Annotated in this window: 22 protein-coding genes and 1 tRNA gene; 17 read left to right on the forward strand and 6 right to left on the reverse strand. The window is 65.0% G+C overall.

Features of this window, described 5'->3' with window-relative positions:
• Nucleotides 1-216: 216 nt before the first annotated feature.
• Nucleotides 217-306, reverse strand: a tRNA-Ser gene (locus tag AC1DQK_RS07160).
• A gap of 178 nt (nt 307-484) precedes the next feature.
• On the opposite strand from AC1DQK_RS07160, the gene hspQ reads away from it, so the two are divergent.
• The gene (hspQ, locus tag AC1DQK_RS07165) at nt 485-823 is read left to right on the forward strand and encodes a heat shock protein HspQ (protein WP_477869268.1); all 339 of its coding nucleotides are present in this window, start codon (nt 485-487) and stop codon (nt 821-823) included.
• A 22-nt stretch (nt 824-845) separates the two neighbouring features.
• On the opposite strand, the gene AC1DQK_RS07170 is transcribed toward hspQ, so the two are convergent.
• Entirely contained in the window at nt 846-1235 is a 390-nt protein-coding gene (locus tag AC1DQK_RS07170) for a hypothetical protein (protein ID WP_477868835.1), read from the reverse strand.
• Between the two features lie 314 nt (nt 1236-1549).
• Here AC1DQK_RS07170 and rplU point away from each other — a divergent pair, with 314 nt between their 5' ends.
• The 7 genes from rplU (at nt 1550) to AC1DQK_RS07205 (ending at nt 6864) form a co-directional block, all read left to right on the forward strand.
• A complete protein-coding gene (rplU, locus tag AC1DQK_RS07175) occupies nt 1550-1912 on the forward strand; it encodes a 50S ribosomal protein L21 (protein ID WP_477868837.1) in 363 nt (120 codons plus the stop codon).
• Nucleotides 1913-1939: 27 nt separating this feature from the next.
• Nucleotides 1940-2209, forward strand: a complete 270-nt coding sequence (gene rpmA / locus AC1DQK_RS07180) for a 50S ribosomal protein L27 (RefSeq protein WP_477868839.1) — start codon at nt 1940-1942, stop codon at nt 2207-2209.
• Between the two features lie 175 nt (nt 2210-2384).
• Nucleotides 2385-2957, forward strand: a complete 573-nt coding sequence (locus tag AC1DQK_RS07185) for a GNAT family N-acetyltransferase (RefSeq protein ID WP_477868841.1) — start codon at nt 2385-2387, stop codon at nt 2955-2957.
• Nucleotides 2958-3210: 253 nt separating this feature from the next.
• Nucleotides 3211-3744 (forward strand): TetR family transcriptional regulator, encoded by a 534-nt coding sequence (locus AC1DQK_RS07190; RefSeq protein ID WP_477868843.1) that lies wholly within the window; start codon nt 3211-3213, stop codon nt 3742-3744.
• Nucleotides 3745-3781: 37 nt separating this feature from the next.
• The gene (obgE, locus tag AC1DQK_RS07195) at nt 3782-4825 is read left to right on the forward strand and encodes a GTPase ObgE (protein WP_477868845.1); all 1044 of its coding nucleotides are present in this window, start codon (nt 3782-3784) and stop codon (nt 4823-4825) included.
• A gap of 15 nt (nt 4826-4840) precedes the next feature.
• Nucleotides 4841-5962: a glutamate 5-kinase gene (gene proB, locus AC1DQK_RS07200; protein ID WP_477868847.1), complete on the forward strand. Its 1122-nt coding sequence runs from the start codon at nt 4841-4843 to the stop codon at nt 5960-5962.
• Nucleotides 5959-6864 carry an SDR family oxidoreductase gene (locus AC1DQK_RS07205; protein WP_477868849.1) on the forward strand — a complete coding sequence of 302 codons (906 nt, stop codon included), beginning with the start codon at nt 5959-5961 and terminating at the stop codon, nt 6862-6864. The genes proB and AC1DQK_RS07205 overlap by 4 nt, the downstream gene beginning before the upstream one ends.
• 55 nt (nt 6865-6919) lie before the next feature.
• On the opposite strand, the gene AC1DQK_RS07210 is transcribed toward AC1DQK_RS07205, so the two are convergent.
• Nucleotides 6920-7459 carry a Pycsar system effector family protein gene (locus AC1DQK_RS07210; RefSeq protein WP_477868851.1) on the reverse strand — a complete coding sequence of 180 codons (540 nt, stop codon included), beginning with the start codon at nt 7457-7459 and terminating at the stop codon, nt 6920-6922.
• A gap of 116 nt (nt 7460-7575) precedes the next feature.
• Here AC1DQK_RS07210 and AC1DQK_RS07215 point away from each other — a divergent pair, with 116 nt between their 5' ends.
• From AC1DQK_RS07215 to AC1DQK_RS07225, 3 genes are all read left to right on the forward strand, one after another.
• Entirely contained in the window at nt 7576-7818 is a 243-nt protein-coding gene (locus AC1DQK_RS07215) for an acyl carrier protein (RefSeq protein WP_477868853.1), read from the forward strand.
• A gap of 6 nt (nt 7819-7824) precedes the next feature.
• Nucleotides 7825-9027 carry a serine palmitoyltransferase gene (gene spt / locus AC1DQK_RS07220; RefSeq protein WP_477868855.1) on the forward strand — a complete coding sequence of 401 codons (1203 nt, stop codon included), beginning with the start codon at nt 7825-7827 and terminating at the stop codon, nt 9025-9027.
• A 65-nt stretch (nt 9028-9092) separates the two neighbouring features.
• Nucleotides 9093-11078, forward strand: coding sequence for an ATP-binding protein (locus tag AC1DQK_RS07225; RefSeq protein WP_477868857.1), 1986 nt, complete (start codon nt 9093-9095; stop codon nt 11076-11078).
• Nucleotides 11079-11118: 40 nt separating this feature from the next.
• Here AC1DQK_RS07225 and AC1DQK_RS07230 read toward each other — a convergent pair whose 3' ends face one another.
• The 3 genes from AC1DQK_RS07230 to AC1DQK_RS07240 are packed head-to-tail and all read right to left on the reverse strand — an operon-like array spanning nt 11119 to nt 13538.
• Nucleotides 11119-12042: a hypothetical protein gene (locus tag AC1DQK_RS07230; RefSeq protein ID WP_477868859.1), complete on the reverse strand. Its 924-nt coding sequence runs from the start codon at nt 12040-12042 to the stop codon at nt 11119-11121.
• An 11-nt stretch (nt 12043-12053) separates the two neighbouring features.
• Nucleotides 12054-13016, reverse strand: coding sequence for a diacylglycerol/lipid kinase family protein (locus tag AC1DQK_RS07235; RefSeq protein ID WP_477868861.1), 963 nt, complete (start codon nt 13014-13016; stop codon nt 12054-12056).
• Nucleotides 13017-13019: 3 nt separating this feature from the next.
• The gene (locus tag AC1DQK_RS07240; protein ID WP_477868862.1) at nt 13020-13538 is read right to left on the reverse strand and encodes a DUF2141 domain-containing protein; all 519 of its coding nucleotides are present in this window, start codon (nt 13536-13538) and stop codon (nt 13020-13022) included.
• Nucleotides 13539-13655: 117 nt separating this feature from the next.
• On the opposite strand from AC1DQK_RS07240, the gene lptF reads away from it, so the two are divergent.
• The 6 genes from lptF (at nt 13656) to AC1DQK_RS07270 (ending at nt 18974) form a co-directional block, all read left to right on the forward strand.
• On the forward strand, nt 13656-14858 hold the full coding sequence (lptF, locus tag AC1DQK_RS07245; protein ID WP_477868864.1) for an LPS export ABC transporter permease LptF: 1203 nt from the start codon (nt 13656-13658) through the stop codon (nt 14856-14858).
• Entirely contained in the window at nt 14855-15949 is a 1095-nt protein-coding gene (lptG, locus tag AC1DQK_RS07250) for an LPS export ABC transporter permease LptG (protein WP_477868866.1), read from the forward strand. The genes lptF and lptG overlap by 4 nt, the downstream gene beginning before the upstream one ends.
• Before the next feature lie 171 nt (nt 15950-16120).
• Complete coding sequence (locus tag AC1DQK_RS07255) at nt 16121-16828, forward strand: sterol desaturase family protein (protein WP_477869270.1); 708 nt, start codon at nt 16121-16123, stop codon at nt 16826-16828.
• Entirely contained in the window at nt 16828-17976 is a 1149-nt protein-coding gene (locus AC1DQK_RS07260) for a GNAT family N-acetyltransferase (protein WP_477868868.1), read from the forward strand. The genes AC1DQK_RS07255 and AC1DQK_RS07260 overlap by 1 nt, the downstream gene beginning before the upstream one ends.
• 61 nt (nt 17977-18037) lie before the next feature.
• Complete coding sequence (locus tag AC1DQK_RS07265) at nt 18038-18670, forward strand: LysE family translocator (RefSeq protein ID WP_477868870.1); 633 nt, start codon at nt 18038-18040, stop codon at nt 18668-18670.
• Between the two features lie 10 nt (nt 18671-18680).
• Nucleotides 18681-18974, forward strand: coding sequence for a DUF1244 domain-containing protein (locus tag AC1DQK_RS07270; RefSeq protein ID WP_477868872.1), 294 nt, complete (start codon nt 18681-18683; stop codon nt 18972-18974).
• The last annotated feature ends 2 nt before the right edge of the window (nt 18975-18976 follow it).

An 18976-nucleotide genomic window follows, 5' to 3' on the forward strand; every position in this document is an offset into this window, starting at 1 on the left:
CCGACGATGCTGCGCGAGTTCGCATCGACCGCGCGGCGACGTATCCGGCTGGAGGGCGGCGGCTACCGGCGCGATCATCTGCGTGCGCTCGCGCAACGGGTGGAAGTCGATCGCGAAGAAGTCCGCATCATGGGCTCGAAGAGCAACCTGTTGCGGGCGCTCGCCGCGAACGGCGTAGCCTCGGCGGTGGGCGGAGTGCCCACCGTTGTTCCGAAGTGGCGGAGAGGGTGGGATTCGAACCCACGGTACCCTTGCGGGCACAACGGTTTTCGAGACCGCCCCGATCGACCACTCCGGCACCTCTCCGCAGAGGAGCAAGCGGGAGGCCGTGGAGCCGTCCGCCAGTCGATAGGGGCGGGGCATTAGCGGATGGATCGGCACTTGCCAAGCGCCTGCTTGCAAGTGGGTGAGACTTCCCTACATTGGAAAGGTGATTGAAAAAAACCTGTCCGTTCCCACCGTCGTTGGCGCTCCGCACAAGGGGATCAGTACGCCGTCGGTAGCGCATGCCCGCTTCGCGATCGGCGATGTCGTGCGGCACCGCCTGTTCGAGTTCCGCGGCGTGATCTTCGACGTCGATCCGGTCTTCGCCAACACCGAGGAATGGTATGAGGCGATCCCCGAGGATATTCGTCCGTCGAAGGAGCAGCCCTTCTACCATCTGTTCGCCGAGAACAGTGACAGCAACTATATCGCCTATGTCAGCCAGCAGAATCTGGTCCGTGACGACAGCGACGAGATGATCGACCACCCTGCGATCGCCGGGCTGTTCGACAGTTATGTCGATGGGCGGTATCGGCTGCGGCGCGAGCATCGGCACTGATGTGAGTGCCATCGGGGAGCTCTTACCCCCGGCGACATCCAGGAAAGATCAAGCCAAACCGCCGCCGGCCTAGAACGGGAATCCTGCGTGCATGGCTGGCTCGCTCAGATGATCGGGTGCGTTCGTCGGGCGTATCGAACGTCGAGAAGTTCCAGCTTAGGCTGTCTTCCCCGGCGGTATTGCCGACGCGCGTGACAGCGAAAACAAATGGGGTCGATGCACCCGCCGAACCCTCCAGCTTGTCCGCCGCCATCGCCTCGATTGAGAAAACCGGCGGGGCGTCGTCATTCTGGATGAAGCCCGTCGTGCTGGCCGTGGATATCTTCACGCCCGTCGACGGGGAGGACAGCGAAACGGTGAACTGTTCGTTCAACTCGCTGATCTTGTCGCCGACGACGTTGACGGTCGGCATCAACGCCTGCGATCGAAACTATTGCTGCCACCAGTGGCCCCCCAGCCGCTTTACAAACTCGACACCTTCTGAAGATGAACGCCAGATTAATCTATCGGTTTTCCGGGCTTCTCCTGCTATATGGTCCATATCGGCGCATTCAGTTCGCGGGCAGTGCCGGCCCCGGTCGTGCGCGCAGGGAAGTTTCCCGCGAAACCCCTCTGCGTGGTTGACATTCCGGGACTCAGTCTTTAGCGGACCGCTTTCCCGTGCGGGGGTAAATGGCCGCGTGCCATTGCGCTTGCGCTAACTGATTTGAAGAAGTGATGAGGGCCATGTTCGCTATCGTGCGCACGGGCGGCAAGCAGTATCGCGTTGCCGCAGGAGACAAGATCGTCGTCGAGAAGATCGACGGCGATGCAGGTTCGACAGTGTCGCTGGGCGACGTCCTGCTCGCTGGCGAAGGTGCCGAGCTGAAGGACGTGGCGGGCCTTACCGTCTCGGCCGAGATTATCGCGCAGGCGAAGGGCGAGAAGGTCATCGTCTTCAAGAAGCGTCGTCGTCACAATTATCGTCGCCGCAACGGCCACCGTCAGCAGCACACGATCCTCAAGATCCTGTCGATCGGCGGCGAGACCAAGGCGAAGAAGGCTCCGGCCAAGGCCAAGGCGGATGCGCCCGTGGCTGCCGAAGCCTGATCGATAGAGCCAACGGAGTAGTTTGAGATGGCACATAAGAAAGCAGGCGGCTCTTCGCGCAACGGTCGCGATTCGGCCGGCCGGCGCCTCGGCGTCAAGAAGTTCGGTGGCGAAATCGTGATCGGTGGCAACATCATCATCCGCCAGCGCGGCACCAAGGTCTATCCTGGCCGCAATGTCGGCATGGGCAAGGATCACACCCTGTTCGCGCTCAGCGAAGGCCGCGTCGCCTTCCACAGCGGCAAGCTTGGCCGCAAATATGTGAGCGTCGATGCGATGGCCGAAGCGGCCGAGTAACGGGCGAGCCCATATCCGGGTCGTCCAGAGGGCGACCCGATGATCCGGCAAGCCGGATCGCGAGGGGAGACGGTAGCACCGGCTCCCTTTTTCGTGTCTCCCTCATAACATTGTCGCTGCCCTGTAACCTTTTGGGTTCAATGGCGTTTCGGGACGGCGGAGAGGGAGATTACCAATGTTCGCTCGTACTCAGCGGCTGCTGCTGCGTCCTGGCTGGAAGGAAGATGCGCCCGCACTGGCGGCCGCGATCAGCGATTATGCGATCGTCGGCAAGCTCGCCCGCGCACCCTGGCCCTATCGGATCGAAGATGCCGAGTCCTATCTCGCTGCCGATCATGGACGCCTGCCGAACTTCCTTATCTTTTCACGGACGCATGGTGCGCCGCGCCTCGTTGGCGGCATCGGGCTCGAGCAGCGCGATGTGGGCATCGAACTCGGCTACTGGATAGCGCGGTCCTACTGGGGCCTCGGCTTCGCTACCGAGGCGGGGCGGGCCGTCATCGAACTGGCCGACAAGGGGCTGCGCCTTCAGCGCCTGTTCGCCCGGCACTTCGTCCACAATCCCGCTGCGGCACGGGTTCTCCGCAAACTGGGCTTCACGCCCAGCGGGGTGGGCAGCATGGCACCCTGCCGCGCGCGCGATTCGGTGGAGACCTGCGTCGAATATAGTCGCGCTGCCGGTGCCGTCGGACGGGAGCGGCCGGCAGCGGGCGTGGGATATGATCGAGAGGATGCGATGGCGGCCTGAGCATCGCCATTGGGGGCCGGCCATATACCCTGTGCCGAGGGTAACATATGATGCCAAGCCCGGCTTGTAACGGTGACAGAAAATCCTGCGAGGCCGCGGCCGGCCCATGGTGCTATGCGCGCCGCCGATGGGGGTGGAAGCGCGGCTCCCGTTCCGGCAGAGTCGTGGCCGGCAGGAGCCCTGTTGGTCATACCGCTGCCACGATGAGAAGCTTTGCATGCCGCATTTACGTTTGCGTCTATCTACCGACGAGATGCGCCGGCTAGCGCTTGAGGCAGCGCGCGCCATCCTGATCGAGGAGGGGCCGCAGGCGGTGACGTTGATGGCGGTGGCCAAGCGGATCAACCGCACCCACGCCAATATTCTCCATCATTTCGGCTCGGCCGGCGAGCTGCGCCGTGCGATGGCGGAGATGATGATCAGCCGGATAACCGGCGAGATCGGAGAGCTGGTGTTGCGACAGCGGCAGACCGAAGGCGATATCCGCGAACTCGTCGACATTACCTTCGATGCCTTTGAAAAACAGGGCGTGGCCGCGCTGATGTCGTGGATGATATTGACGGGCGAGCATGACGGCCTGGCGCCGATCCTGGATGCGGTCCACAATCTCGTCGAGGAACTCGGCGAATATCGCGGCGCTCCCGTCCGCCAGATTACCCAGATACTCGTGCTGGCGGCGCTGGGCGACGGCATGATCGGCGCGCCCATTGCCGCCGCGCTCGAAGTGCCGCGGGAGACGACGCGAGCGAACCTGGCGCACCAGTTGCGGATCATGCGCGGCTGGTAAGGGTTCTTTTCGCCGCCAATTCGTATAAAGGCGCGCGATGCATTTTCTGGATCAAGCCAAGATTTTCATTCGCTCGGGTGCGGGCGGGCCGGGAGCTGTCAGCTTTCGGCGTGAGAAATTCGTCGAATATGGTGGCCCTGACGGCGGCAATGGCGGCAAGGGCGGCGACGTCATCTTCGAAGCCGTGCCCGGCCTGAATACGCTGATCGACTTCCGGTACACTCAGCATTTCCGGGCACCGCGCGGCAAGGGCGGGGCGGGCTCGAACCGCACCGGCGCAGGCGGCGACGATCTGGTCATCCGCGTGCCCGTCGGCACCCAGATCCTGTCCGAGGACAAGGAAGAGGTGCTCGCTGATTTCACCGTCCCCGGCCAGCGCGAGGTGTTCCTGCGCGGCGGTGACGGCGGGCGCGGTAACGCAAGCTACAAAACGTCGACCAACCGGGCGCCGCGGCAGCATGGCACCGGCTGGCCTGCCGAGGAGATGTGGGTGTGGCTGCGGCTCAAGCTGCTCGCGGATTGCGGCCTGGTGGGCCTGCCCAATGCCGGCAAGTCGACCTTCATCAACGCAGTGTCGAACGCCAAGGCGAAGGTCGGCGACTATCCGTTTACGACGGTGCGGCCTCAACTGGGCGTCGCCAGCCACAAGAGCCGCGAGTTCGTGGTCGCCGACATCCCGGGCCTGATCGAAGGCGCGGCCGAGGGCGCCGGCATCGGCGACCGCTTCCTCGGCCATATCGAGCGCTGCCGGGTGCTGCTCCATCTGGTCGATGTGGGCGGTGATGATCCGGTCGATGCCTATGAGATCGTCCAGGGGGAACTCGACGCCTATGGCGCGGGCCTGGCCGACAAGCCGCAGATCGTGGCGCTCAACAAGATCGATGCGATCGACCCCAAACTGATCGACAAGCTGGTGAAGAAGCTCGCCAAGAAGAGCGGCGTCGAGGTGATGCGCCTGTCGGGTGCCACCGGCGAAGGGCTCGAGCAGGTGCTCGACCGGATCATCGAGATATTGGGGCCGATGCCCGACAAGGTCGCGGTCAACGACGATGAAGGGGTGGAGCCTTGGTCGCCCATCTGATGGCGCTTTAGCCGCATGTCTGCCCGCTTCAACCCGGCCAATTGCCCGTGCCTGATCGTCAAGATCGGCTCGGCGTTGCTCGTCGATCCCGAGGGTCGGGTGCGGCGCGACTGGCTTGCCGGCGTCGTCGCAGACATCGCCGCGCGGCACCAGGCCGGACAGAAGGTTGCGGTCGTCTCATCCGGGGCGATCGCGCTGGGCGCGCGGCGGCTCGGACTGACCAAGGGCGGGCGCGCCAGCCTGGAAGACGCACAGGCCGCAGCGGCGACAGGCCAGATCGCCCTGTCGCATTGTTGGGCGGAACTGCTCCACGACCAGGGCCTGACGGCGGCGCAGATCCTGGTGACGCTCGACGATCTCGAGGATCGCCGCCGCTATCTCAACGCCGCCTCGACGCTCGACCGGCTGCTGAGCCTGGGCGTCGTGCCGGTCATCAACGAGAATGATTCGGTCGCGACCGAGGAGATCCGTTTCGGCGACAATGATCGGCTCGCAGCCCGGATCGGCCAGGCGGCTGGTGCGCAGGGGGTTATCCTCCTGTCGGATATCGATGGGCTTTATACCGCCAACCCTCATCGTGATCCGACCGCACGGCTGGTGCCCGAGGTCCGCCGCATCGACGCGCGGATCAAGGCGATGGCCGATGGCGGATCGGCCTCGGGCATGGGATCGGGCGGCATGATCTCGAAGCTGGAGGCAGCACGGATCGCCCAGCGGTCCGGCACCCATCTCGCCATCATTTCGGGGAAGCGGGAGCACCCGCTCGCGGCGTTCGACGCCGATGGCCATGGCACGGTGTTCGTCGGCGAAAAGGCCGGCAATGCGCGCAAGGCGTGGCTGGCCGGGCGTCTCACCGCCAAGGGACGGGTGGTGGTCGACGCCGGTGCAGCCAAGGCACTGACCCAGGGCCGCAGCCTGCTCGCCGCCGGAGCGATCTCCGTCGATGGACGCTTTGCGCGCGGCGATGTCGTCGATATCGTCGGGCCCGACGGCCATGTGGTGGCACGCGGCCTGGTGGAATATGATGCGTCCGATGCCGCAAGCATCGTCGGGCGGCGCAGCGACGCGCTGGAAGCGATCCTTGGCTATGCGCCGCGCTCTGCCTTGGTCCATCGCGATCATATGGTGGTGCTGTGATCCTGGCGATCACGGGCGGTACGGGTTTTCTCGGTGGACATGTGCTGCGCGAGGCGGCGGCCCAGGGCCATAGCATCCGGGCGCTGGCGCGCAGCGCGCAACTGCCTCGCCCCAATGTCGAGTGGGTGCCGGGAACGCTCGACGATTATCACAGCCTCGCTGCACTGGTTGGCGGCGCCGATGCCGTGATCCACATCGCTGGTGCCATCAACGCACCGGCGCTGGCAGGCTTCGTCGCCGCCAATGTCACCGGCACCGCCTCGCTGCTGACTGCGACGGAAGCGGCCGGGATCAAGCGCTTCGTCCATGTGTCGTCGCTGTCGGCGCGTGAGCCCGATCTCTCCGATTATGGTTGGTCGAAGGCGGCCTCGGAAGCGCTCCTGCTCCAGTCGCCGCTCGACTGGACGATCGTTCGGCCGCCGGCCATCTATGGTGCCGGCGACCGCGAGATGCTCGAGCTGTTCCGCATCGCCAGGCGCAAGGGCGTGGTGCCGCTGCCGCCGGCGGGACGGCTGTCGCTGATAGAGGCCGGCGATCTCGCCAGGCTGCTGGTCGACCTGCTCCAGACTGGTGCGGCGATCGGGCAGGTTTACGAGCCGGACGATGGCCGCATCGATGGCTATAGCCACCGCGAATTCGGCGCGCTGCTCGGCCGGGCGGTTGGGCGATCGCGGGTGGTTTTGCTTGCTGTGCCGCGCTTCGTGCTGCGTCTTGCCGCAACCGCCGAGCGGCTGCGGCTGGGCGATCGCGCCAAGCTGACGCCCGATCGGGTTCGTTATTTCTGCCATCCCGACTGGGTGGCGCAGAAGCGGCCACCCGCTATGGTGTGGGAGCCGGCGATAATGGCCGGTGACGGGCTGAAGGCGACCGCCGACTGGTATCAGGCGCAAGGCTGGCTGTAGTCCGGCCAGCACGGTTGCAAAGACGGCCCTTGGCTGGGACGAGCTTCAACGCAGTTCAGCCGATCCCCGCCGCAAAGTGCAACAGGAAGCTGATGAAGCTGAGCACCAGCCCGACCACCATCACCCTATAGGCATAGCCGATCAGCCGGTATTTCTTGCGCGCGAGCACCCGGCCATTCTGGTAGATGTCATGCGCGAAAGCCGCATAGACGGCATCGCTGTCGGTGACCGTGTCGAGCACGAGCTGGACGAAATCCTCCTCGGGCATCTGGGTGAAGGATCCAAAGAACAGCATGTTTGACGGGCCATGGGCCTGCGGGGGAACTTTGGTCGATGGCAACACTGCCATGACCGCCAGCAACGCCGACAGGAAGGCCGTCGCGCCGAGGATGAGCAGCGCGGTCGGCGCGCCGCCGGATTTGATCTGGCCCACCGTGATGGTGAAGATGACGAAGGTGGCACCCATCAGCAGGCTGGCCTTCTGATCGGCCATCTGGCTGAGCTGGTACTGGATCTGCTGGGCGGTGCGCAGGAGATGGACCGCGTCGGGGGCAAACTGGCCCCGTGGCGGTGCTCTCGTCTCGTCTGCTGGCATGGCATCCCCTTTTCCCTGTCATATTCATGGCACGCTATCGGATCGCCGCCAAGCCGCTGCCGTGAAGCCGCCGCAATCGCTTGTCATGCGCGGCACAACGACCTTAAGGACGCATCATGAGCGACAGAGACGATATTTTTACCCGCGTGGCGGAACAGATCGAACCCTTCAACAAAAAGGGCGTGGATCTGGCCGACGGCACCAGCTTTGCCGGCGACCTGGAATGGGACAGCCTGACGGTGATGGATTTCGTCGCGGCGGTCGAGGACGAGTTCGACATCATCATCACGATGAACATGCAGGCGGAGATCGAGACGGTCGGCCAGCTTGTCGATGCCGTCGTCAAATTGCAGGGCTGAGCAGCGGTGAGCGATCTTTTTTCGAAATTCGACCCGCTGATCGCCGAGCGCGAGGCGTTGCTCGATACCGGCGTGCGCGATCCCTACGGCATCGTGATGGAGAAGGTGCTGTCGCCGACAGAGGCCATGATCAACGGCAAGCGCACGATCCTGCTCGGCACCTATAATTATATGGGCATGACGTTCGATGCCGACGTGATCGAGGCCGGCAAGGCCGCGCTCGACGCCTTCGGATCGGGGACCACGGGCAGCCGCGTCCTCAACGGGACCTACCAGACCCACAGGGAATGCGAGGACGCGCTCAAGGAGTTTTACGGGGCCGAGCACGCGATCGTGTTTTCGACCGGCTATCAGGCCAATCTCGGCATGATCTCGACGCTCGCGGGCAAGGGCGACTATATCATCCTCGATGCCGACAGCCACGCCTCGATCTATGACGGCTGCGCCCTGGGCAAGGCCGAGGTGATCCGCTTCCGCCACAATTCGGTCGAGGATCTCGACAAGCGGCTCGGCCGGCTTCCACCCGAGGCCGGCAAGCTCGTCGTGCTCGAAGGCGTCTATTCGATGATGGGCGACATCGCCCCGCTCAAGGAGATGGTCGCGGTTTCCAAGAAGCATGGCGCGATGATCCTGTGCGACGAGGCGCATGGCATGGGCTTCTTCGGCGAACATGGCCGCGGCGTGTTCGAGGAAGCCGGTGTTTCCGACGATATCGATTTCGTCGTCGGAACCTTCTCGAAGTCGGTCGGCACCGTCGGCGGCTTTTGCGTGTCCAATCATCCCAAGTTCGAAGTGTTGCGCCTGGTCTGCCGGCCTTATGTGTTCACGGCCTCGCTACCGCCATCGGTGGTTGCGACGGCGGCGGCTTCGATCCGCAAGCTGATGCACGCGCAGGACAAGCGCGCGCACCTGTGGAAGAACTCGCGGCGGCTGCACCAGGGGCTGCGCGACATGGGCTACAAACTCGGCACCGAAACCGCCCAGTCGGCGATCATTGCCGTCATCCTGGACGACATGGCCCAGGCGGTCGGGCTGTGGCAGGGGCTGCTCGAGGCCGGGCTCTATGTGAATACTGCGCGTCCGCCGGCGACCCCGGCCGGCATGTTCCTGCTGCGCTGTTCGCTGTGCGCCGAGCATAGCGACGCCCAGGTCGACGAGATTCTCGGCATGTTCGAGCGGGCTGGCCGGGCAATCGGAGTGATCGCCTGAGCAATCTATCGCATTCGGCATTTAGACGGCTTTGCCCGTCGGTTCGGCTGCGGTACAACGGGCGCATGGCGACGTTCTCTCCGGATGCCTTGAGGCGGGAATTGTCACCGGCCACGGGGCGAGTGGTCGCTGCCGCGATATTGGCGCTGGCGGCGCTGGGCCTGTTGGTCGCCGTGGTGACGATGGTGGCACGTTCGAACGCGGCCCGCGATCAGGCGCTGGTCCGCGAGCAACGCAGTTATGACATCATGGTGTTGACGCGCTCACTCGATGCCTCGCTCGCACGTGCAGAGGCATCGCTGGGTCGCTATGTGGTGAGTGGCGACCGCCGCACCGGCACGATCTACTATGACGAGTGGCGGCGCGCGAGCAGCCAGCTACGCCAGCTGGAAAAGCTCACCGACGGACAGGCCGACCAGATTCCGCTGGTGCGCCGGCTCGACGGGCTGTGCGATGCGCGGGCCAAGGAACTGGCGGCGGCGGCCGCCTTCGCCAATGTCGGCAAGGGCTGGTACGCCATCGGCATGTTCAACCGCGCCGGCGAATCGGCCAACGTCCGGGCGATTTCCGATACGCTCGACCGGATCGCGGCCAATGAGCGGGCCCGGCTGGGGCGGAGATCCGAGGCGACCTTCTTCTCGGCCGAGCGGGCAAACAGCTTCTCCACCCTGCTGTCGGTGCTCGGGCTGGCGCTCGTCGCGCTCGCCATCCTGCTCGGCTGGCTTGCGGCGGCGACGGCGGCGAAGCGCGCCTATGCGGACGAACTCGCCGAGGCAGAGGGCGACCGCGCCGCCATGCTCGAAACGGCGGTTGCCGAGCGCACCCAGGAACTGCTCAGCGCCAACGAGAAGCTGCGTGCCGAGACCGAGACACGAGCCCGCGCCGAGGCGCAGCTCGCCCAGGCACAGAAGATGGAAGCGGTTGGCCAGCTGACCGGCGGCATTGCGCATGATTTCAACAATATGCTGGCGGTGGTGGTCGGCGGGCTCGATCTCGCGCGACGCAAGCTGGCGCAGCGCTCGCCCGATGTCATCACCCATATCGATGGCGCGATGGAAGGCGCTGACCGGGCGGCTGCGCTGACGCGACGGCTGCTGTCCTTCGCACGGGCCGAACCGCTGCTTCCCGACGCGGTGCTACCGTCGAAGCTGGTGGCGGGGATGAACGTCCTGCTCGATCGTACACTGGGGGATCGAATCCGCGTCAATGTCGATGCGTCCCAGGCGAGCTGGTCGATCTGGGCTGATGCGCACCAGCTTGAAAATGCCATCCTCAACCTGGCGGTGAACGCCCGCGACGCCATGGATGGAGCAGGCCGGCTCGACATCGAGGTAGCCGACGTGCCGATCGGCACCGGCGACCAAAGTGGGATTGCGCCCGGCGAATATGTCCGGATCAGCGTCCGCGACACGGGCTGCGGGATGTCGCCCGAGGTCGTCGCGCGGGCGTTCGAACCTTTTTTCACGACAAAGCCGGTCGGCAAGGGGACCGGCCTCGGCCTTAGCCAGATTTTCGGCTTCGTGCGGCAATCGCAAGGCGATGTGCGAGTCCAATCGGCCGTCGGCCAGGGCACGACGATCATGCTCTATCTGCCGCGCCACATCGGCGCAGCGGTCGACCGGTCGGTGGCGGAAAGCTCGGCGGCGGCCAAGCCGAGACTGGGATCGCTGTCGATCCTGCTGGTCGAGGACGATCCGCGTGTCCAGGCATCGACGCGCCATGGCCTGGTGGAGCTGGGCCACGAGGTGCGGGCTTGCGGCTCGGGCGACGAAGCGCTCGAGATTCTCGCGGAGGATGCGCGATTCGACATGGTGCTGACCGATGTGATGATGCCGGGCATGACCGGCCCCGAGCTGGTTGCCACGATCGGCCGCCGCTATCCGCGCACAGCCGTGCTGTTCGTGACCGGCTATGTCGGGGAAGCCGGCCAAAGCGACGACTTTGCGGGACATGAGGTGCTGCGCAAGCCTTTCACAATCGCCGCGCTCGGCGTGGCCATAGGCCAGGCGATGAGCCGCCAGGGCAAGACGCCGACATATCAGGCGGCCTGATCCGCTCGCCTAGCGCCAGCATTGTCGAGAGCGAACCAGCTTATCGCACCGCGCCTTTCAACAGCAGTCGCGGCAGCAGGCTGATCGCGCCGAGGATCGGCCAGCGGCGTTGCCAGGGCTTGATCGTGATCGCGGTGCCGGCATGGCGATTGATCTTCCAGGCCAGATAATCGATGCCTCCGGCATAGGTCGTGCTGGCCTTGGCGAGCCGGGCGATGGTCAGTGCCTTCCCTTCGCGCCGACGGCGCTGCCAGGTCGCCGCGCCGGCCCGACGATCCGCGGCACTGAGCGGACGGCGAAACCCTATGATATCGTCCTCGATCTCCGCCTCCAGCCCGGCGGCGTCGAGCGCTGGTGCGGTGAAGCGGCGGAAGCGCCCGGGATCGGCGCTCACCACGGATGCCGCGCGCCCGGTCCGCTCGGCGCGCAGTTCGGCGCGATAGGTCAGCGCGAACGCTCCCTCCCACAGCGCTTCGATCGAGAGCCTGTCGGGCAGCATCGGCCGCGCTGCCGCGAGCAGCGCCGGCGCCGCGCCCGCGATCGCCGCAATGCTGCTTCTCCGCGCCGCTTCGTCGGCCGCCCATATCAGCCGCGACGGCTGTGCAAAGCGCGCCCAGACCGAGACATTCCGGGTTTCCGACGACGCGAGCCGTGCGAAATCGCTTTCGCTGAGCACGGCAAATTTGGCGATCAGCCCCTCATGCTCAAATGGAAAGACGTTCGGCGGCAGCAGCCGGTTGGCGAAGGCGAGCCAGCCTTTGCCAAAGGCCCGCGCATAATCATCGACGATCAGGTAGAAATCGAGCATCAGCCCGTCGAGATTGGCCTCGCGCAGGCAGGATCCATAGAACAGCACGGCCCGCGCGGCCGGGCCGTAGCGCGCCGCAATGGCTGCGGCCATCGCCGTGACGCGAGCATCGACCGGCTCCGCAAGCTCGGCTGCGACCAGCTGTTCGAGGAACATGGGACGCCCGCTCAGGCAGCGAGGCGCAAGAACGGGACCGGCGGAGTGGTCTTGAGGACGATTGGCCTGCCGGGGTCGGCCTGGAAGATTTCCCCATCGAGGATTACGCTCGAACGATCTCCCTCGATGCGGATCTCGTCGCCGCGCTCAAAGTGGACGCCGTCCATCTGGTCGCGCCCGACCCGGCCGAACATCCCGGCGAATATCGCTCGCAGCAGCGGCAGGGGGCGCTGCTCGACGACCATCATCTGCAGCGATCCCGTGCCGGGCACGCTGCTGCCCAGCAGCAGCTTGTGCAGCGTCGTCACGATCAGCAGCGAGAAGCGCCCGTGAAGCTGGCCCTGCCGCATCATCGACACTTTGAGGGGAGTCGCTGCGGGCGGCAGGAAAGCGGTCCGGATACCCAGGATCAGCGTCGCCAGCACCGCAACCGCGGTGAGTACGTGGCTGATGCCGTTGGGCAGGCCGAGCGGATAGATCTTGTTGCGGCAATAGAGGATCGTGTCGGCGAGCCCGGCGCCGCCGAGGAACATCCCCAGCACCGGCCGGCTGCCGGCGACACCGTCGGAAAGCGCAATCAGCTCGCGCACCACCACATGCTCCTCGATGCCGGTGCGGGCGATCTCGATCACCCGGCTGAGCGCCACGATGGGATCGCCGACCGAGCCCAGGTCGAGCGCGATCAGATTGGTCTTGCCGTTGGGCAGCACCGCGACCGGCGGCGGCGAGCCATCGAAATGGCCGCCGAGATAGAGCTCGGTCAACGCCGCCTGGACGGTGCCGTCGCCGCCATTGATCACCAGCACCTTGGGGTTCACCCGGGCGATCGTCCGCAGCGCCTCACCGATCTGTTCGATCGATTCGACCTCATAGTGGAAGACGTCGCTATGGGACGCGCAAAAGCTCCGCATCCGCGGCAGCATCGACAGATTGCCCGTCGAGCGCGGATTGGAGAGGAGCGCGACGCTGGCCATCGATCAGCGCGCCGCCATCGCGACGGGGCCGAACGACCCGCCCTGGACATAGTTCATCACCACCGGAACCTTCGCGACGCCGTGCACCGAAACCTGCACCTGGCGCGGGTCGGGCTTGCGCTTGAACATCACGTCGAACAGCGAAAGCCGCGGATTGCCCGACATGCCGCCGCCGTCGGAGGGGCCGGTCCTACCCGAATTGTCGAGATCGTGGCGAACCGAAACGGCATAGTTGCCGTTGCCCGGGACCGACACGCAGATATCGATCGGTCCCGTGGCGGGCACGGCCACATCGATGCGCCGCAGATAGCTGCCCTTGTCGAAATAGCGGCTCGGATTGCCGCCATAGGATTGCACGCGGATTACGCCGCTGCGCTTCTTCAAGCCTTCGACATGGACGAGCATCGCCGGACCATTGCCGTCGCATGCCGCCGCATCGGGGCCGAGCACGGCTGCGCGCGCGCCGGCGGGAGCCGCCGCTGCAAGCATCAATCCAGCCACCCCTGCCACAAGTTTCGACATGACCTCTCTACTCCTGGAAGCTATAGCCCTGCGAAGACGCATGGCCGGTACGCTGCCCCATGAGTCGGAAAATGGGCTGCGATTGCGGCCAGAACATGGTCACGGGGCGTCCAAAAGTTGAGATTTGACACGCTTACCGACCGCTACCTCGCCCGACTGATCGCAACTCCGCTGTTCGCGACGCTCGTGATCGCGGCGATGCTGCTCACCCTCGACAAGATGCTCCGCCTGTTCGACTTCGTCGTCTCGGAGGGCGGGCCGGTCAGCGTGGTGTGGCGGATGCTGGCCAATCTGATCCCGGAATATATGTCGCTTGGCATCCCGATAGGCCTGATGCTGGGCTGCCTTCTCGCCTTCCGCAAGCTGGCACTGTCGTCGGAGCTCGACGTGTTCCGGGCGGTCGGCATGAGCTATGGCCGGCTGCTGCGTGTGCCCTATTATTATGCGATCGCGCTGGCGCTGCTCAATCTCGCCATCGTCGGTTTCATCCAGCCCTATTCGCGCTATGCCTATGAGGGGCTCCGCTTCGAGCTGCGTTCGGGTGCGCTGGGCGCGTCGATCAAGGTGGGTGAGTTCACCCGGCTCGGCAAGCGGATGACGATCCGCGTCGAAACCAGCCGCGACGGTGGCCGGGAACTGTCCGGCATCTTCGTCATGACGGAGACCAATGACGGCAAGAGCCTGGCGGTCACCGCCGAGCATGGCCAGTTCATGGCGACCGACGATCCGGACACGATCATCCTGCGGCTGCAGAAGGGCGTGCTCGTCCATGATGCGCCAAGCTTCAAGGAGCCGCGCGTTCTCCAGTTCGTCGGCCATGACCTGCCGATCGACCTGCCGAAAATGGAGGCGTTTCGCCAGCGTGGTGGTCGCGATCTCGAAATGACGATGCCGGAACTCGCCGTGATCGCGCACAAGGAGAGCACGCCGGAGAAGCAGCGCACGCAGTTCCGGGCCGAATTCCATTTCCGGCTGGTCGAGGTGGCAACGATGCTGCTGCTGCCGATGCTGGCGCTGGCGCTCGCCATTCCGCCCAAGCGCTCCTCCTCCGCGCTCGGCGTGTTCCTGTCGATCGTGATGATCGTCACCCAGCACAAGATCAACGAATATGCGGCCTCCGTGGCGGCCCTGGGCCGGATCGACCCGATCCTCGCGCTGTGGATACCCTTCCTCGGCTTCGCTGCGCTGGTGTGGTGGATGTACCGGACGATCGCGCACGTGCCGGGCGGCCAGCCGATCGGTGCGCTCGAACGCGTGGCCGACAAGGCGGCGAAGGCGGTTGTCCGCTGGATCAAGCTCGGCCGGAGGCGGGCGGCATGAACATCTCCTTCTTCGCCTCGCGAACGATTACCTTCTATATGGCGCGGATGTTCCTGGTCCGCTTCGCGGCGGTCCTCGCGGCGCTGGTGATCGTGCTGATGGCGCTCGATCTGCTCGGCGAATCGGGTGACATCCTCGCCTATCCGGGCAATGGCGATCACCAACTATGGGTCTATGTGACCCTGCGGACGCCGCAGATCATCGCGCGCTTCCTGCCCTTTGCCGCGCTGCTCGCGACGTTGATCACCTTCGTCACGCTGAACCAGAACAGCGAGATCATCTCGATGAAGGCGGCGGGCATCTCGGCGCACCAGATCCTGGCGCCGCTGGTGGTCGCCAGCATCGGCGTCGCGCTGGTTTCGCTGATGTTCAACGAGCGGGTGGTCGCGCGCTCCACCGCGACCCTCAGCGCTTGGCAGGATGCGGGCTATGGTCCCATCCCCAGGGATCGGGGCATCGTCGCGAATGTCTGGGTCCGCGACGGCGACGACCTGATTCATGCGGTGTCGGCGCGGGGCCGGCAAGCGCAGACCACGCTCGATACCGTTACGATCTACGATCGCGACGGCGGCCGGCTCATCTCGATCGTCAAGGGCGCTCGCGCGGTGCAGGCCGGCGGCGGCTGGCGACTCGCCAATGTGTCGCGCTTCGATGTCTCGCGGGGGGTAACCACGCGCCTGCCGGCCTTCGAGTTCGGGCGCGGGGTGACACCGGATCGCTTCACCCTGGCCAGCGTCGATCCGGCGGCGCGGTCCATTCTGCAGCTTCGCTCGGCAATCCACGATCTCGATGCCGCCGGCCGGCCGACCGGTCCGCTCGAAGCAGGGCTATGGCACAAGCTGTCGGGACCTTTCTCGGCGGTGCTGATGCCGCTCCTCGCCGCCGTTGCCGCTTTCGGTCTGGCCCGGACCGGGCATCTGTTCATCCGTGCCGTCGTCGGCATGGCGCTCGGCTTCGCCTATTTCGTCGCCGACAATTTTGCGCTGGCGATGGGTAATCTCGGTGCCTATCCGCCCGTGCTGGCCGCCTGGGCACCCTTTCTGTTGTTCCTTTTGATCGGCGAAGCGGTGCTGATCCGCACCGAGGAATAGCAGCTTTCAAAGCTTGGCCTTGCCGCCGTCGCAAAAGCGCCGCATTGCCAAGCCAGAGCGCAGCCCCATATGGGTCCCTGACGGGGGACTATCGACTTGATTTCGAGGTTCCGAGTGAAGCTGACCGCCATCAAGCCCTCTTTCTGGGCCAAGGAGCACCACCTCGACCGCATGACCTTGCGCGAGCTGGTTGTCGCCTATTTTCAATATCCGGCGATCATCGGCTATCTCGCCTGCGCTTCGGTGGCCATCGGCTTTTATGTCCGCTACCCGGCCCCGGTGCTGTCGACGCTGGCGTCGGTCGGCGTCGCTGTGATGGTCTATCCGCTCGTCTGGTATTGCCTTCACCGCTGGGTGCTGCACAGCCGCTGGATGTTCAAGGTGCCGCTGCTGGCCGCGACCTGGAAGCGTATCCATTACGATCATCACCAGGATCCGAACCGGCTCGAGATCCTGTTCGGCGCGCTCCACACGACCTTGCCGACGATCGCGCTGGCGACGGCGCCGGTCGGCTATGCGATCGGCGGTACCGGCGGTGCCCTGGCCGGCCTGGCGGCGGGGCTGCTGACGACCTGTTTCTACGAATTCTGCCACTGCATCCAGCATCTGGCCTACAAGCCGAAGAACAGGACGCTCGCCGAGATGAAGGCGCGCCACATGGCCCATCATTTCCATGACGAGCGCGGCAATTTCGGCATCACCAACTATTTCTGGGACAGGCTGTTCGGCACCTATTACGAGCGGATCGACAAGGACAGGAAGAGCGAGACTGTGTTCAACCTCGGCTACACGCCCGAGGTGGCCGAGCGCTATCCACACGTCGCGCGCCTGTCCGGCGGTGTCGCTACCGGCCACCCGAGCCAGCGCATCAAGCACTGATGGCCGTCACCGTCCGCCCGGTGGCCGGCAAGGCGGACCGGAAACTCTTCATCGATCTCGCCTATCGGCTCAATGCCGACGATCCGAACTGGGTTCCGCCGCTGCGGATCGAGGCGATGGAGCTCATCACCCCGGGCAAGAACCCCTTTTACGAGCATGCCGAACAGCAGCTGTTCATCGCCGAGCGGGATGGCAAGCCGCTGGGCCGCATTTCGGCGCATATCGATCATCTCTGGCTGTCGATGCCGGCCGAGCAGGGCGGCGGCCCCGAGATCGGCAATTGGGGCCTGCTCGAAGCAGCCGACCAGGACATCGCCACCGCCCTGATTGCCGAGGCCGAGGCCTGGCTCAAGGCCAAGGGCATGACGAGCGTGATGGCCCCGATCAGCTGCTCGATCTGGGAAGAGCCGGGCCTGCTCGTCCACGGCCACGATCATTCGCCGACAGTGATGATGGGCCATCACAATGCCGCCTATCAGGGTTGGATCGAGCCGCTCGGCTATGCCGGCGTCAAGGACCTGCTGTGCTACGCGGTCAACATCGCGCAGCCTTTTCCGGCGCTGGTCCAGCGTATCGTCAGTTCCGGGGAGCGCAATTCGCGCATCCGCATCCGCAAGGTGGACAAGAGCCGCTTCGACGAGGAGGCGGCGCTGATCCTGTCGATCCTCAACGATGCCTGGTCGGACAATTGGGGTTTCGTGCCGATTACCCCTAGCGAGATCGCCTATACCGGCCGCAAGCTGAAGCCGATCGTGTTCGAGGACCTGATCCGGGTCGCCGAGGTCGACGGAGAGCCCGTAGCCTTCATGCTCACGCTGCCCGACCTCAACGAACTGACCGCCGACCTCGACGGGCGGCTGTTCCCGTTCGGTTGGGCGAAGCTGCTGTGGCGGCTGCGCAGGCCGCAGGTGAGCACGATGCGAGTGCCGCTGATGGGCGTCGTGAAAAAGCTCCAGGCGACACGCCTTGCCAGCCAGCTCGCCTTCATGATGATCGAGTATATCCGCCGTGATTCGGTGGCCAACTATGGTGCGACCCGCGCCGAGATCGGCTGGATCCTCGACAACAACCAGGGGATGCGCTCGATCGCCGAGACGGTCGAGGGCAGCGTCAACAAGACCTACCGGATATATTCCAAGGCCTTGTGATCGCGCCGCGACCGGCGGAAGGGGCATTCCGGATTTCGCGTGAACGGCGTAGAGCCGCGACATGACCCTGCAATCCTGGTGGATCTTCGTCTGCGCAACCTTCCTGATCTCGGCCATGCCGGGACCGAACATGCTGCATGTGATGCGCCAGGGCATGCGGCATGGAATAGTGCGCGCATCGTTCGCCATGCTCGGGTGCATGCTGGGGCTGCTGGGCCTTTTCGGTCTCTCGGCACTTGGCATGAGTGCGTTGCTGTCGGTGCTGCCTCACGCCCTGAACGCGATCAAGATCGTCGGTGCGCTCTACCTGGTCTGGATCGGGATCAGGGCCTGGCGCGACGATAGCGCACCCTTCGACGTCGCGGGCTGCGACATGGATGCGCGCCGCGAGAGCGGCGCAGAGCTGTTCCGCGGCGGCTTCGTGATCAGCATCAGCAACCCCAAGGCGCTGATCTTCGCGACGGCGTTCTTCCCCCAGTTCGTCAGCCCTGCGCTTCCCCAGGGTCCGCAATTCGCGATCCTGCTGATAACCTTCGTCGTGATCGAAATGAGTTGGTATTTCACCTATGCCAGCGGCGGGCATGGGCTCGCGCGCTATATGCGCAGGTCGGAATGGCAGAGGATGTTCAATCGCGCTACGGGTGGGCTGTTCATGCTGTTCGGCGTGTCGCTGCTGGCGTGGCGCCACCGGTAGGAGAGAGACATTGACGATCGACGATATCGACGACGCGGCCGCCGCGACCGCGTTCCGGCGGCTGATCCGCCATCTGCAGCATCGCACCGATGCGCAGAATGTCGACCTGATGGGGCTCGCCGGCTTCTGCCGCAACTGCCTGTCGGACTGGGTCGGCGAGGCGGCAGGTGGCGCGCTCGACAAGGAGGCGGCGCGCGAGGCGGTCTATGGCATGCCTTATGCGCAGTGGAAGGCCGGCCAGCCGGCGGCGACGCCAGAGCAACTCGCGCGGATGGATGCGAGCGTAGCGAAGAACCGCGCGTGAGC

Source organism: Rhizorhabdus sp. P4_G5 (assembly GCF_056401065.1).

Excerpts from the sequence above, each read along its gene's own strand:
- AC1DQK_RS07225 (WP_477868857.1), top strand. The coding sequence starts at position 9,093 with ATGGCGACGTTCTCTCCGGATGCCTTGAGGCGGGAATTGTCACCGGCC.
- rplU (WP_477868837.1), top strand. The coding sequence starts at position 1,550 with ATGTTCGCTATCGTGCGCACGGGCGGCAAGCAGTATCGCGTTGCCGCA.
- obgE (WP_477868845.1), top strand. The coding sequence starts at position 3,782 with ATGCATTTTCTGGATCAAGCCAAGATTTTCATTCGCTCGGGTGCGGGC.
- AC1DQK_RS07235 (WP_477868861.1), bottom strand. The coding sequence starts at position 13,016 with ATGGCCAGCGTCGCGCTCCTCTCCAATCCGCGCTCGACGGGCAATCTG.
- proB (WP_477868847.1), top strand. The coding sequence starts at position 4,841 with ATGTCTGCCCGCTTCAACCCGGCCAATTGCCCGTGCCTGATCGTCAAG.
- AC1DQK_RS07230 (WP_477868859.1), bottom strand. The coding sequence starts at position 12,042 with ATGTTCCTCGAACAGCTGGTCGCAGCCGAGCTTGCGGAGCCGGTCGAT.
- AC1DQK_RS07260 (WP_477868868.1), top strand. The coding sequence starts at position 16,828 with ATGGCCGTCACCGTCCGCCCGGTGGCCGGCAAGGCGGACCGGAAACTC.
- AC1DQK_RS07240 (WP_477868862.1), bottom strand. The coding sequence starts at position 13,538 with ATGTCGAAACTTGTGGCAGGGGTGGCTGGATTGATGCTTGCAGCGGCG.
- AC1DQK_RS07190 (WP_477868843.1), top strand. The coding sequence starts at position 3,211 with ATGCGCCGGCTAGCGCTTGAGGCAGCGCGCGCCATCCTGATCGAGGAG.
- AC1DQK_RS07210 (WP_477868851.1), bottom strand. The coding sequence starts at position 7,459 with ATGCCAGCAGACGAGACGAGAGCACCGCCACGGGGCCAGTTTGCCCCC.
- AC1DQK_RS07215 (WP_477868853.1), top strand. The coding sequence starts at position 7,576 with ATGAGCGACAGAGACGATATTTTTACCCGCGTGGCGGAACAGATCGAA.
- AC1DQK_RS07170 (WP_477868835.1), bottom strand. The coding sequence starts at position 1,235 with ATGCCGACCGTCAACGTCGTCGGCGACAAGATCAGCGAGTTGAACGAA.
- rpmA (WP_477868839.1), top strand. The coding sequence starts at position 1,940 with ATGGCACATAAGAAAGCAGGCGGCTCTTCGCGCAACGGTCGCGATTCG.
- AC1DQK_RS07265 (WP_477868870.1), top strand. The coding sequence starts at position 18,038 with ATGACCCTGCAATCCTGGTGGATCTTCGTCTGCGCAACCTTCCTGATC.
- AC1DQK_RS07185 (WP_477868841.1), top strand. The coding sequence starts at position 2,385 with ATGTTCGCTCGTACTCAGCGGCTGCTGCTGCGTCCTGGCTGGAAGGAA.
- lptG (WP_477868866.1), top strand. The coding sequence starts at position 14,855 with ATGAACATCTCCTTCTTCGCCTCGCGAACGATTACCTTCTATATGGCG.
- AC1DQK_RS07255 (WP_477869270.1), top strand. The coding sequence starts at position 16,121 with ATGACCTTGCGCGAGCTGGTTGTCGCCTATTTTCAATATCCGGCGATC.